General features: G+C 47.5%; 10 protein-coding genes. 6 read left to right on the top strand and 4 right to left on the bottom strand.

From position 1 onward, the window contains the following. Positions 1–76: 76 nt before the first annotated feature. The 4 genes from QUA62_RS23445 (at position 77) to QUA62_RS23430 (ending at position 5,045) form a co-directional block, all read left to right on the top strand. Positions 77–2,281: a cation:proton antiporter domain-containing protein gene (locus QUA62_RS23445; protein WP_333407084.1), complete on the top strand. Its 2,205-nt coding sequence runs from the start codon at positions 77–79 to the stop codon at positions 2,279–2,281. Positions 2,282–2,357: 76 nt separating this feature from the next. Beyond that, positions 2,358–2,936, top strand: a complete 579-nt coding sequence (locus QUA62_RS23440; protein WP_333407082.1) for a hypothetical protein — start codon at positions 2,358–2,360, stop codon at positions 2,934–2,936. Between the two features lie 279 nt (positions 2,937–3,215). Beyond that, entirely contained in the window at positions 3,216–3,842 is a 627-nt protein-coding gene (locus QUA62_RS23435) for a DUF3038 domain-containing protein (RefSeq protein WP_333214411.1), read from the top strand. 3 nt (positions 3,843–3,845) lie between these two features. Beyond that, positions 3,846–5,045, top strand: a complete 1,200-nt coding sequence (locus QUA62_RS23430) for a DUF4335 domain-containing protein (protein WP_333407080.1) — start codon at positions 3,846–3,848, stop codon at positions 5,043–5,045. Between the two features lie 175 nt (positions 5,046–5,220). Here QUA62_RS23430 and QUA62_RS23425 read toward each other — a convergent pair whose 3' ends face one another. Together QUA62_RS23425 and QUA62_RS23420 are read right to left on the bottom strand one after the other, a co-directional pair. Beyond that, positions 5,221–7,140 (bottom strand): abortive infection protein, encoded by a 1,920-nt coding sequence (locus QUA62_RS23425; protein ID WP_333407078.1) that lies wholly within the window; start codon positions 7,138–7,140, stop codon positions 5,221–5,223. A 164-nt stretch (positions 7,141–7,304) separates the two neighbouring features. Beyond that, positions 7,305–7,976, bottom strand: a complete 672-nt coding sequence (locus QUA62_RS23420; protein WP_190658483.1) for a hypothetical protein — start codon at positions 7,974–7,976, stop codon at positions 7,305–7,307. 240 nt (positions 7,977–8,216) lie between these two features. Here QUA62_RS23420 and QUA62_RS23415 point away from each other — a divergent pair, with 240 nt between their 5' ends. Continuing rightward, positions 8,217–9,152, top strand: a complete 936-nt coding sequence (locus QUA62_RS23415; protein ID WP_333407076.1) for an OmpA family protein — start codon at positions 8,217–8,219, stop codon at positions 9,150–9,152. A gap of 429 nt (positions 9,153–9,581) precedes the next feature. On the opposite strand, the gene QUA62_RS23410 is transcribed toward QUA62_RS23415, so the two are convergent. Continuing rightward, positions 9,582–10,694, bottom strand: a complete 1,113-nt coding sequence (locus tag QUA62_RS23410) for an AI-2E family transporter (RefSeq protein WP_333407074.1) — start codon at positions 10,692–10,694, stop codon at positions 9,582–9,584. Between the two features lie 146 nt (positions 10,695–10,840). Here QUA62_RS23410 and QUA62_RS23405 point away from each other — a divergent pair, with 146 nt between their 5' ends. Further along, positions 10,841–11,791 (top strand): alpha/beta hydrolase, encoded by a 951-nt coding sequence (locus QUA62_RS23405; RefSeq protein ID WP_333407073.1) that lies wholly within the window; start codon positions 10,841–10,843, stop codon positions 11,789–11,791. 91 nt (positions 11,792–11,882) lie between these two features. On the opposite strand, the gene cysS is transcribed toward QUA62_RS23405, so the two are convergent. After that, positions 11,883–13,466 carry a cysteine--tRNA ligase gene (cysS, locus tag QUA62_RS23400; protein ID WP_333407071.1) on the bottom strand — a complete coding sequence of 528 codons (1,584 nt, stop codon included), beginning with the start codon at positions 13,464–13,466 and terminating at the stop codon, positions 11,883–11,885. Between the last annotated feature and the right edge of the window lie 27 nt (positions 13,467–13,493).

The following is a 13,493-nucleotide window of genomic DNA, read 5'->3' as shown; positions in this document are numbered from 1 at the left end:
TTTTTCGATTCGGCAATTCAGTCAGCTTTAGTACACTGCCCTCTCGATCCGCAAAAATCCCAAAGCTAAAAACGCCATGCCCATACCCATTCTCGTCCTGCTTGAAGTTCTAATTGTCATCGCACTTTCGAGGCTTGTAGGTTTAGGATTTCGAGCGATCAAACAACCTCAAGTCATTGGAGAAATTGTAGCAGGAATTATGCTTGGGCCTTCTCTGTTTGGCTTAGTTGCACCAGATTTAGCAACAGCACTTTTTCCAGCCGAAGCCGTTCCCTTCCTCAACGTGCTATCTGAGGTGGGGCTAATATTTTTCATGTTCTTGATTGGTTTGGAACTGAATCCCAAGTATCTCAAAAGCAATTTAGATATAGCGATTTTAACTTCCCACGTCAGCATTCTAGTGCCGTTTTCCCTGGGAAGCTTGCTAGCACTGCTGCTGTATCCCATCGTTTCAAATAATAGCGTTTCCTTTACCGCCTTTGCTTTGTTTTTGGGCGCTGCGATGTCAATTACGGCTTTTCCGGTGCTGGCAAGAATTATTACAGAACACAATTTGCAGAATACCAAATTGGGGACGCTGGCCTTGACTTGCGCTGCGGTAGATGACGTAACGGCTTGGTGTTTGTTAGCGGTGGCGATCGCAGTTACTCGTACTAATTCGATGCTCGGTGCTTTGCCGACAATTATTGCATCTTTAATTTACATCGGTTTCATGCTGACTGTAGTCCGCTGGTTCTTGCAGCGACTTTCCAAACAGTACAACCGCACTGGCAGATTAACACAGTTAGTGCTTTCGGGAATTTACATGGGAGTTGTAGCTTCTGCCTTAATTACTGAATGGATCGGCATTCATTTAATTTTCGGTGCATTTTTGCTGGGTGCTGCCATGCCTAAAAATGCTGGATTAACCAGAGAATTAGCCGAAAAAACCGAAGACTTTGTACTAATATTTCTGCTGCCCATATTTTTTGCTTATAGCGGGTTGCGGACTCAAATCGGCTTGCTCAACAGTCCAGAACTGTGGCTGCTGTGTGCCGCAGTTTTAGGAGTGGCTATTGTTGGGAAATATGTCGGCACTTACGTTGCGGCAAGAGTTTGTGGCATCAGCAACCGCGAATCTTCAGCGCTGGGATGGCTGATGAATACTCGCGGTTTGACTGAACTAATTGTCCTGAATATCGGTCTTTCCCTGGGTGTAGTTTCGCCGCTGCTATTTACGATGTTAGTTATCATGGCTTTAGTAACAACTTTTATGACTTCGCCGCTGTTGGAGTGGACTTATCCAAAACGGTTAATTAGATTAGATATTTCAGAAGTTAACTCTGAGGATTCAGAATTAGAAGATTTACAAATTGGTGACAGCAGCGAAGAAACTGCTAACAAATTGCTGCCCACTTATCGAATTTTAGTACCTGTTGCCAATCCCAGCACGCAGAAAGGTTTACTGCGACTAGCAGTAGCGCTGGCGCAGCCTGCTGCTGGTATGGGCGGTGATGATTTAAAGTCGGCGGCGGTTCATCCTCTGAGTTTGATAGAATTAAATGATGACTATGCCTTTGAAAGTACGCCTGTGGAAGCCGATCGCATTATTCAAGAGCGTCGCTCGAAATTATCAGAGTTGATTGATAGCTTGGAACTGCCCGAGGCGAGAAAATTCGTACATCCCATCATTCGCGTTACTAATGATGTAGCCCGGGAAACGGCCCAAATTGCGGAAATAGATCGCGCAGATTTGATTTTAGTAGGATGGCACAGGCCTACTTTTACCAGCAACCGTTTGGGAGGACGTGTCGGTCAAATTCTCAGCAACGCAAAGGTGGATGTAGCAATTTTTGTTGACCGAGGCCGGGACAAATTGAATAACTTGTTAGTACCTTACGCGGCAAACATTCACGATGATTTGGGGTTAGAATTGGCGCTGAGACTGTTAGTTAATAGCGAGGAACGCCGTTTGACGGTGCTGCGGGTGGCGGTTGACGGGGAATCTGGAAATGAGCTGAGTTACGAGTTTCAGCGGGTGATGGATCAGTTACCAGTTGAGGTGCGATCGCGCATTGAAACTCCGATTGTGGAGGCGGCTGAGCCAATTCAAGCACTGGTTGCGGCTTCTGCTAATGCTGATTTGACTATTGCGGGTACGAGTCGGGAGTGGGGAATTGAGCGCCAAACTTTGGGACAGTATACTGATGAATTGGCTGTGCAGTGTCATTCTTCGCTGCTGATTGCGCGGTGTTACGTTAAAGTGCGATCGCACTTGGCATCGGTACTTCCTCAAAGGTAGTCAGTTGACTGTTGAATGTTGGCAGTTGTTATTAGTTATTAGTTATTGGTTATTGGTTATTTGTGAGTTATTACCAATGCCCAATGCCCAATGCCCAATGCCCAATGCCCAATTCCAAATTCCCAATGCCCAATTATTAATTACCAAGATGATGAATCATTTAAGCCTCAAATCGCTGGCATTTTACGGGGTTGCGATCGGCTCAGTTGCACTGCTGTTTAAAGTAGTAACTGCTTATGGGGAAGCAAATTTAAAGGCTCCTCCGGCAATTGCAGGAAATTATCGCTTCGATCCTCAAAGTTTGCCCGAATGTCTGGAATCTGATGTTTTGGTATTGACAATCGAGCAATCGGGTGTTTATTTGAGCGGTAATGTGCGATCGGGCAGCAGGGAGGGCAGGGAAAAAATAGCGCAGGAGAAACCTTCTCTATTTGGTAAGTGGGAAACTCAAGGATTGAACTTGTCGGGTGCGGTTGCTAATTTAGCTGGTTGCAGCGACTCCACAGCAACCGGTCAAAACAGTTCTGTTAAAATGCGCGGAATTGTGGAGCAAGAAAGCCTCAAAGGAAAAATTAGTCTAACTGATAAGGCGGCGGCTACAGATTTTACGGCTCAAAGAGAAGCGGCGGTGCAACCCCAGAAGCAGGAACATTGATTGATCCCAATAGAGAATAAGAAATGGGAAATGGGTAATTCTTTGTCGCTTTTCGACTCTCCCCTTCTCCCCTAACGAAGCAAGGAATCACAAAGCTCCGGCGACGTGGGTAGGGAGTGGCAGATCAAACTCCCGCTGGAGCTCGCCTGTGACGGTCGGTTGCTGCTAAATTAGAAAATATGCCTAAAAGTCAATGATAAAAATAAAGTATCCCAGAGAAGTTCTTGGTTGAGAATTTGTCTTGCTCAAGACCCCCCGTGCCCGTATAGTTTGTTTGGAATGGATGTTGCCGTGATATTAATGCCGTCAGAAACTTCGCTTACCCAGTCAAACCCGTTAATTTTAGACAGTTTGCCAGACTTGTCGCCTTCCGATGGGGGATGTCCCCGCCGAGCCAGATTACAAATTGACTTGATGTTGCTGGCGATCGAAGCCTTGTATCTCGGAGGTGCCGAAGAAATGCTGGCCGTGTCAAAGGAACTGGAATTGGAATCAATTATCAAAAATCGGGTTGCCCTTTGGCTGATGCGTAATACTAACCCGCTGAGACGCTACACGCAGCGCCGCTCGCTTACCATGGTGGAGGCAAAAGCGCTGGTGGCGATCGCCTGTAATATGGCGCGTAAGTTAACCGCCACAATTCGGCAGTTGCTGCTAGACTCGCAGCAGTTGCGATCGAGAAATATCCCCCTCAACCAGAACCTGGCACTGGCCGAGTATTTAGAACGCTTTCGAGCTCACTTTCGATCGCGCATGAACCCCAAGCGATCGGTAGTTGCAGCTTACGATTCCGACGACAAGCTCAACGAACTAGCTTTGAACTTGTTGAGCAAACTGCTATTTTGTACAGGCACAGCCGGAATGCAGCGCTTCTGGGTTAGCCTGTTTGATGGAGAAGTTGAATAAAAAATGACTATTAGGCGTCAGTACAGTCTGCCAAATTGCACCCTAGTTCTAGAAGGGTTGAGCGATGGATCGGCAACCAGCCAGTTAGATATACGGCCGGTGCTTTCGATACTAATGAGCGCTGAATGCTATGTGAAAGGTCTCGGCGAGCCCCTGACGGGGGGGCGGGAGTTTTTTGAAAGCTTGGTGAGGGCCGTCAGCAGCTACGCTCAAGAATTTATGAGCGGAGTGCATTATCCCGATCGCTACGGCCCGAATGTGGGTATGGTGCAGTTACACAGAATTGACGGGAATTTGCACCGATTGACCGTTCTACCCGCCTCCACAGGCAGCCCAACCCCAATCGATCAAAAAACAGAACTGTCGGCCAAAGTTGATTTGACGACGGTACAGCTATTTGACTTGGTAGAGGCGATCGATCAGTTTTTTGCCGACACGCAGACGCTGCCGGAATTGTCGCTGCAATTAACCCCAATTTCCAAGCGTTACGTCAAGTCTGCCGAACCTTTGGCGAAGCGGACTTTGCCTGCTGTGGTGGGGGTGTCGAGTTTGGCTTTGGCTGCGATGGCGTTTTTCTTGGTGCCGGTGCCGGAAGTCCAGCGCCAGAGAGATCCGGTGCCGCAGCCCAATCCAGCGGGCCAGAATCAAGGGACGCCGAATCCGGGCGGATCGGGTTCGCCTAATCCCAATCCCACGCCCCCTGCGGACGGTTTGGTGCCTGGGACTCAAACTCCGAACGCTGAATCGATTTCGCCGACTCCGAGTCCCGCGCCGCAGTCGGACGCTTCACCAAGCCCCACACCGCAGTCGGACGATTCACCTAGCGCCACACCGCAGTCGAACACTTCGCCGGAAAGCACGCCCAGTCCTGTTGCTGAAGGTTTGGCAAGCCCTGAGGCAGCAGCCGTGCCAATTACCGATTCAGGAGAAATTGAGCTGTTGAGGGGCAAACTTTCCCAGCAAATTGACGGAGCTGTGAAGAATCAGCCTCCGGATGCGGAGTTGGTTTATCGCGTGAGTGTGGCCCAAGACGGGGCGATTGTCGGTTACAAGCCCGAGAATTCGGCAGCGGTCGATCGATCCGAAACGCCGTTGTCGGAGTTGCTTTACAAACCGGTTGGCACCAGGCCACCGGCGGAACCGCTGGCTGATTTCCGCGTAGTTTTGGCACCAGACGGCAATGTTCAAGTCACTCCTTGGTAATGGTTGATTGTTGACTGTTAACGGTTAACTGTTGACTGTTAACGGTTGACTGTTGACGGTTGACGGATACCAAATCCCGCTTAAATGCTCCCTCAATCTCTTAGTCTGCAGAGGCAGACTTTGTTTTTCTAGTAGCGATTTCAATCGCCGAATCATCTACAAACCGATTGCTGATTCAAAGCCCTGTTGGTGCGATTGGCTCAATGTCTGGGTCAAATCCTCCAACTTGATTTGTGCGAATTATCCACAAAAATGCTCCCTGTTTTAAGAAAATTTTGGCTATTTCATCTTGGGTGCGCCTGGGTAGCATTGTTCGGTAACTAATAGCAGCTTTTATCAGGTTCAATATACCGACAAAAAAGGTTTTTTTCAGTTCCGCATCAATCCCCGCCAATCTTGCATTTTTCCGCCAATCTGGACGGACAATGCCGAGGGGCATTAATACTTTTTCTAAACTCTCTCCTAAAGCTACTAACTGGTGAAACCTTTGGGTTTGTGCGTCGGTGGGATGTGTTTTCAACCAGTCTTGAATCTGAGGATTTGACTCTATTTCGGAAGTAATTTTTTTAATTGTCGCGTAAATTGCCTGACTTGAATCTTGGACGCAAGAAGTTGCTGGGGTGACTAAACTTGCGCCGGTGCCGTCTCCGCTGCGGTAACGGGCCATCATGATATCTAGTTGCTGGTTTAATTCGGTTAAAGGCGACAAGGTGATGCCGTCAAAATCGTAGTCGCAACACACGCAATCTAATTTACAGATGATATCGCAAACCGGGCGATCGCCCAACCAGCCGCGCTGCAAGTCTCCCATGTAGCTTTGCCATTTGCTGGAACCGGCAACAATTCCGTCGGCATTATGGGCGTAAACTTGTTTGTATTCTATGTCAAAACGCAGTTCGCTGGTAAAGCGATCGCGCACTACTTTTGCTACTCCCAAAGCAAAATGTCCGGTGACAATCCCCAGCGGTGGTCGTTCGCCTTTTTTGCCGCCGATACCGCCGAAACTGTGAATCACTATCCCGATATCTCCTTCTTGCCAAGGAGAGATTGAATCGTTTTCTGTAGCCTCATTTGGGGTTAACAATACTCTTTTTGCTTGCCCTTTTTGGGCTGGTGTATTTTCCCAATTTTTGTAGTTTAAATAAGCGAGAGATTTTTTGAGACCGAAATGTGTTTCATCTGGTGTTAATTGGGCAATTTTGCGGGGTTCGATTGCCTGCACTACAAATATACTGTCTTCGTCTCTTTCGCCGTAAATGTACCAGCCGTCTGGATTTAAGGGGGATTGTTCGATCAGGTGATTGGTAGACCTCGCTACGCCATTTTTGTCGGGCTGTACTTGGGGAATCCGAATTATTTCAGCGGCGCCGTCAAATTGTTGAGATGTTTTGTTGAAATGCCGGACAATAAATTTGTCGCTGTCGGCTTCTTTTCGCTGTAAAATTGAGACTAAGGCGCAGAAACGTCCGATAATTTGTACTGGTTCGCGATCGATCGTGAGTTCCTGGCGATCGCTGCTGCTATAATTAATTGCAATCACCGGCCTGCGTAGCATCACAGTCACGCTGTCTTCGAGTCTGCTGCCTGCTAGAGTTTCTAAAGGGCTGACATTTCGCCAGCCGTTCAATCTATCTGGATGGATATTGCCAGATTTTTTACTATTTTTAGCCTGTTTTGTGAATTTGAGATCTTGGGTTACTGCGTGGACAAAAAACTGTACTTGGCGATTTGTACTCCATTTCAAAAAGGCTGTTTTGCCAATGAAATATTGATATTTTTTGGGTGCATTTATCACTTCAAAATACACTGAACCGTAGGGTGGGCGTTCTTCCTTTGACGGCAAAATTAAGCGCCCGTGCCAAAGAGCGATCGGCTTGTAGAGGTAGGCAACTGCTGCTGGATTTTCACAGATTATCTCGGGCTCAAGCGCTTCTGAAATATCGCTTTTGCCTCCAAAAATAGTAGCCGTTAAATTGCCGTCACTTTCTACGAATCGGGGTTCTAAAAAAACCTTTTCAGGTTGTGGAATATGAGCGGTTAAAGAGCCAGTATTTTTTTTTAACGAACGTCTAAAAAAAAGGCGAGTGTTTTCCAATTTTCCATGCAACCAATTGAGAAAAAGGCGAATAAAAATAAAGGCTGTTAAACCAAAAACAACAGCTAAAATAATCAGCCCCAAGGTCAAAATGAATTGGTTTAAAGACTGACCTGACACTAAAAAAATTGTTGGCCCGATCAAAGAGAATACCGCCATAATATCTAAAAACGAGTTTTAGGTTCGATCCAGTCTGTGCTGGCTTGACTGCCGAAAACTAGGGGTTTGTCCTCGGTGACTGCTACCGTTTGCCCTGTCATATCAACGGCACAAAGAGGCCAAGATCGATCGCCCAAATTGCCGGCGCGGAACAGAACTTTTCCGGGACAAACTTGACTCCAACCCAACAATACAGCATGAGTGTAAAGACTGCGAGCGGGAGCAACGGTATAAGTGTAATTATCATTTTTGTCCCAAATGACACCGTAGTCGGACATATCGGAAGAGTTGAAAAGTGCTTCAAATTCGCGGGCGAGAATGCGGGAACCGTCTTGATTCCAAGAAACAGGCACTAAAATGGCGATCGTCCCGGACATATCTGTATCATCGCTAGCATACATCCCACTTTCTGCCAGTGGCGAAGCAGCCGCCACTGTTTGCAGTTCGCCGGTTTTGAGATTTTCCACAAACATGACACTGCTAACCCGACACCGGGAGAATTCCGGCTGCACTTGCAACTCAATTCGACTGTAAGCTGCGTATTGGCCGTTAGTTGAAACTAGGGATGGACTGCGATAATAGCGGAGGCCTGTGCCGGCAGTGGAACTCACTTTAGCATGAGTGGCAGTAATCCATTCCCAAGGAACGGGATAAGGGCTATTTAAAGGGTCAGTCATCGGTTTTTTTTCCAAAAGTTTTACTGAATTATCCAACAGATTCAGGGTGGCACGCAACGGACTAGAAACCTGCTTTCTGCCTCGATGCTTCGCCACTAAACCCCTGATTTATAGAAACCGGGTTTCTTTTTTAGATCTTAGATGGGAGGGCACATCTCAAATCTCAAATCTCAAATTTCCAATCGGATAGGTAAGATAGTATCGAAATTAATCTGGTATGTACACCGAGAGGGATGAAATATGACGCGATCTTTTAAGCAAAAACCTTCAATCCCCCCCACTCGCGTCTCTAAGTCGCGGGGAAAAGGTTTGCTTGTACTGTCACTGATTTTTCGACTGCTGCTGCTGGGGGTGGGCAGCGGTTTTGCGTGGGTTTTGGGGATGACGATCGCTCAAATTTATCCGTCAGGCGCGACGGAGATGCCGCTGGCAGAGAGATTGCTGCGTGTAACTCAAAATTTGACCTCCAGCCCGAAACGCGCCCCAGCAACGCAAATTCCGACGCTTCCGCCACCAAGCGCTACACCGACTCCCCAGTCCAAAGTCAGTCCTGCCCAGAGAGAGAAATTGCAGTCGGATTTGAGACAGTTGCAGGGCGAACTCAACGCGCTGATTGGTCGCACGGCGGCTTTGGAGAGTCAGTTGGGCAGCAGCCGCCCGACGGAAACTTTGGAAAAGCGTTTGCAGTTGATGTCGCGGGAATTGGCGGCGCCGGAAACGGCGGCAAGTCTTGCCCCTGCTTTACCGGCGATCGGCAGCAGCCCGAGTCTGAACCCTGAAACGGTGAATACTACGCCACAGAATGCCAATAATCCGGTGTTTGGGGGGGATGGGCTGATGGTGACTCTACCCAGCGATGTTTTGTTTGATACTGGCAGCATTTCTTTGCGCGCCGGAACTAATGCGATTTTGGACAATTTGGTGGCGGAGTTGGGCAATCACGAGGGGGCAACTGTGCGCGTTGCGGGGCACACTGACGACGCGGGGGAAGCGGGGGACAATCGCAATGTGTCGTTTGCGCGGGCTCAGGCTGTGGTGCAGTATTTGTCTGGTGTGCTAGGTCAGAAGTATCATTGGGTGGCGATCGGCTATGGGGAAAGTCGCCCTTCGGTGGATAATAGTTCTGATGCTAATCGGCAGCGCAACCGTCGCATTGAAGTGGCAATTAATCCTTAGTTTTTAGCGCTCGGTAATCAGTCACCAGTCATTAGACTTATTGCATAAATATTTTGATTGAGAGGGGAACAGCAGAGGCAACGCAGAGGCATTTCAAGATTGTTTGGGAAGGCTAAAATTCAAGTCTAGTCTTTAGTTAATAGTGCGAGATTAAGATATGGTGAGTGTTTTTTTTGCAATTTCTTAAGCTCGCACTGCACTTTCAAGCATATTAGGCCGATGCCAACAGAAACGATATAAATTAAATATTTCAATTCCCCTCTCCCTATAGCCCCATTTCGGGAGCATCTCATATTTGTAAAAACACTTCTTCTGGCTCCTGCCTTCTGACTCTTTCCTCCTGGCTCCTGGCTCCTAACTCCTAACTCCAATTTGGGGCTTGGCTGCTTTCATTGAGATGCTCCCCCCATTTCCCCATCTTCCCGGCTATCACGCCGAAGGTGTAAGAGGTGGCAAGTCAGAATTATTTTTAGCCCGATCTATTGCCTCTCGATGTTCGCTCCTAAGTTTTGGTTTTAAATACAAGTTTTCAATCAAAGCTGCCACTCCCGCAAACCAAGGCGGCACAATTACCGCTCCAATAATTCCTAATACTTGAACGCCGCCCAATACAGACAGCAATTGATATAAAGGATGCACACCAACCGATGAACCAACCAGCAAAGGATCGAGTACGTAAGTTTCTAAATTCTGGATAATTACAAATAACAGTAATACCCACAAAAGTACCCAGCCACCTTTAGCTAATGCTACGATTAATGCTGGTACTGCTCCCAACACGGGGCCGATGAACGGAATCAAGTTGGTAACACCTGCGATCGCACCCAAGCCTAAAGAAAATTCCGGCATTCCCAAAATGCTCAAACCTGTGGTAATAAATATCCCTAAAATGCCCGAAACTAACACTCGCCCGCGAATATAACTCCCCATTCTTTGACCGATTGGCGCGGCTTGTGCGGCTAATCTTGCGTCCCAAGGTTTAGGGAAAAATTGCACCAAACTTTTGATTAATGTGTCGCTGTCGGCAACCATGTAACCTGAAATAAATAATGCTAAAACTAGGCTGAAGACCCCACCTAGAATGCCTCTCGTTAAACTGTACGATCGCAAAACCAGTTGTTGACTCGATCGAATCAGCCAATTAGTCAGCGATTGAGTGTCCACCAACTGACCCACCAAGGTTGGGGCATCGTCGGTTAGGCGACTCAATAAATTAGTTGCCACAGTTCGCAAACTTTCAACATACAGTGGTAACTGTCGCAGCAGTAACTCTATTTGTTCGATTACCGTGGGCCCGATTAACACTACCGTCCCGCTAAATCCGCCGATGAGAGTTAAATAAACCATAATCACCGCCAGCCAGCGGGGAACCCGCATCGTTTGGGCCCAATTAACGATCGGGACGATCGAAGCAGCCAGCACGACTGATATCATTAGAATTACTAGCAGGCTCCGCAATTGCCACAGCAGCACTAGCAGCAACGACGATGCTACAATTAGCAGCAAGTTAGGTAAAGAAATGGTAATCCGCTGTTCTGACATGATTAAGTAATCAAGGTTTGTATTGGCGCTTATGTCATCCCGCAGGGCGGGTTTATTTATATTCTCATTTACCAAATATATGTCGGGTAAAACCCGCACCTACTCATCTTATAATAAAAAGTAACATCGGTTCAAAAAAAAATAATATGCAACCCCCATATTCAACCCAACATTTCTCCACTATTTCGTCTATAAAGTCACCAACGCTGTTTTACGGATGGCAAAATTATCGCTGTGCTTATGAAGTTTATAACCCAACTACTGCGACAGAAGATAGCCTCCCTTTGTTATTAATTCATCCGATAGGAGTTGGTTTGTCAAGAATCTTTTGGCATAGATTTGGTGAGAGTTGGTACAAAGCAGGTAACACCAACCCGATTTACAATCCCGACCTGTTGGGCTGCGGCGATTGCGAAATGCCGGCTGTGGCTTGCTATCCTGACGATTGGGCCGCACAGTTGCAGTATTTCTTGGAAACTGTAGTCAAAAAACCTGCGATCGTACTCGTGCAAGGTGCTTTACTATGTGTAGCCTTGGCTTTAGCAAAAAGGCAGCAGGAAAGCGGCTCAAATTTAATTCGCGGCTTAGTCCTCGCCGGGCCTCCCGCTTGGGCGGTAATGAACAAACATTCGACAGAAAGACAGCAAAGAATTGTCTGGAATTTGTTAGATTCTCCCTTGGGAAATGCTTTTTACCGCTACGCCAGACGCGCTGAGTTTTTGCGTTCTTTTTCTGTAAAACAACTGTTTGGCGATGCGGCAAAAGTTGACAGTGAATGGTTGGATGCTTTGCAGGCTGGGGCGGCAAATCCTGACAGCCGTCACGCGGTTTTCTCGTTTTTAGCGGGGTTTTGGCGCCAGGATTATAGCGGTACGATTCAAAAGTTCGATCGACCCACACTCGTTGTCATGGGAGAAAAAGCCTCAAGTATCAGTCAATCGGGTAAAGAAGAGAAGCCCGATGAAAGATTAGCGCAATATTTAGCCCATTTTCCCAACGCGGAAGGTTTATTAATGCCGGGGCGGAATGTTTTGCCCTACGAATCAACCGCAGAATTTGTCGCGGCTGTTGCGGAGTTTGTCAATGGGAGTTTTTAACCTCAGATATCAGCAGATGAACACAGATGAACGCGGATGGAATTTCATCTGCGTTCATCCGCGTTCATCTGCGGTTAAAAAACTCTAAATTTCAACTCCGGTGCCAGATGGTTGTACCATCCTTTTGATCTATCAAAGTAATGCCCCGATCCTTAAGTTCATTGCGAATGCGATCGCCCTCAGCAAAATCCCTCGCCTTTCGGGCATCTTTCCGCTGCTGAATCATCGCCTCAATCTCCGCATCACTCAAACCGTCAACCGCATCATTGCTATCACTTTCCGGCTGAACTTCTAAACCCAAAACCCCAGCCAAACTCACCAACGTCACCCATTTTTTCTGCAACAATTCCGGTGAAGTTTCTGTTTTGCCTTGATGCACTAAAACATTGCCTTCCTTGCCCAATTCCTTAGCCAATTCAAACAAAACAGTCAAAGCGCCGGGAGTATTGAAATCATTATCCATAGCTGCTTGAAATTGCTGGACTAATGTGTTATCTTCTCCAGTCAATTTATCAATTTTATCAACATCCCAACCCAGTTTCGAGCCGTGTTGACTGCCAAAAAGTAAGCCTTCCTTAAGAGTGTGCCAACCATTTTTAGCGGAGGCGATCGCCTCTTCGGTAAAATCTATTTGACTGCGATACTGCGCCATCAACACAAACAGCCTTACCGCCATCGGTTCCACCGCTTTTGACTTCTCGCTTCCTTCATTCTTACTCCCCCCCTTACCAAGGGCGGACTCATTCTTACTCCCCCCCTTACCAAGGGGGGGCTGGGGGGGGTTAGATTCCAAATCACCCGACCAATTCCCCTCCAACAAATCGCGAATTGTAATAAAATTGTGCAAAGATTTCGACATCTTTTTGCCATTGACAGTCACAAAAGCATTGTGCATCCAATATTTAGCAAGTGACTTGCCCGTCGCGGCTTCAGATTGAGCAATTTCGTTTTCGTGGTGCGGAAAAGTTAAATCGGAACCGCCGCAGTGAATGTCAATAGTTTCACCCAAGCAATCGCGCACCATCGCCGAACATTCGATGTGCCATCCGGGGCGACCTTTTCCCCAAGGTGAATCCCAAGCAGGTTCTCCCGGTTTAGCGCTTTTCCACAGGGCAAAATCAGAGGAATCTTGCTTTTTCTGAGCTTCTATTTCTGCGGTTTCCAATCTGCCGCTAGCCCCGGCCTGCATTTCTTCCAACTTGCGGCCGGAAAGTTTTCCGTAATCGGCAAACTGTCTCACGTTGTAGTAAACGTCGCCGCCGGAAGCATAGGCATAACCTTTATTTTCTAATTCGTGAATCAGGCGTTTAATGCCGTCCATTGTATGGGTGGCGCGGGGATATTCATCTGCCCTGAGAATATTCAGCTTTTTCATATCTACGTAATATTCCTCGATGAAGCGTTCGGCCACAGCTTCCATTGTGGAATTGGTTTCGCGGGCGCGGTTGAGAATTTTGTCGTCAATATCTGTAAAATTCTGCACGTAGCGCACATCGTATCCCCGCCACATCAGATAACGCCGCACCATGTCCCAAACAATGTAAGCGCGGGCGTGGCCGACGTGGCAGTAATCGTATACCGTAACGCCGCAGCAGTACATCCGCACCTTTCCTGGTTCGAGGGGCTCAAAAGGTGATTCGCGACGGGTCAAGCTGTTGTAAAGCGTTAGAGGCATGGGATTTGAGATTTGGGATTGATGTAC

Source organism: Microcoleus sp. MON1_C1 (genome assembly GCF_036701945.1).
Taxonomy (GTDB): domain Bacteria; phylum Cyanobacteriota; class Cyanobacteriia; order Cyanobacteriales; family Microcoleaceae; genus Microcoleus.
Note: the sequence above shows the minus strand (reverse complement) of the source record. Positions and strands in the feature narration are given on the sequence as shown.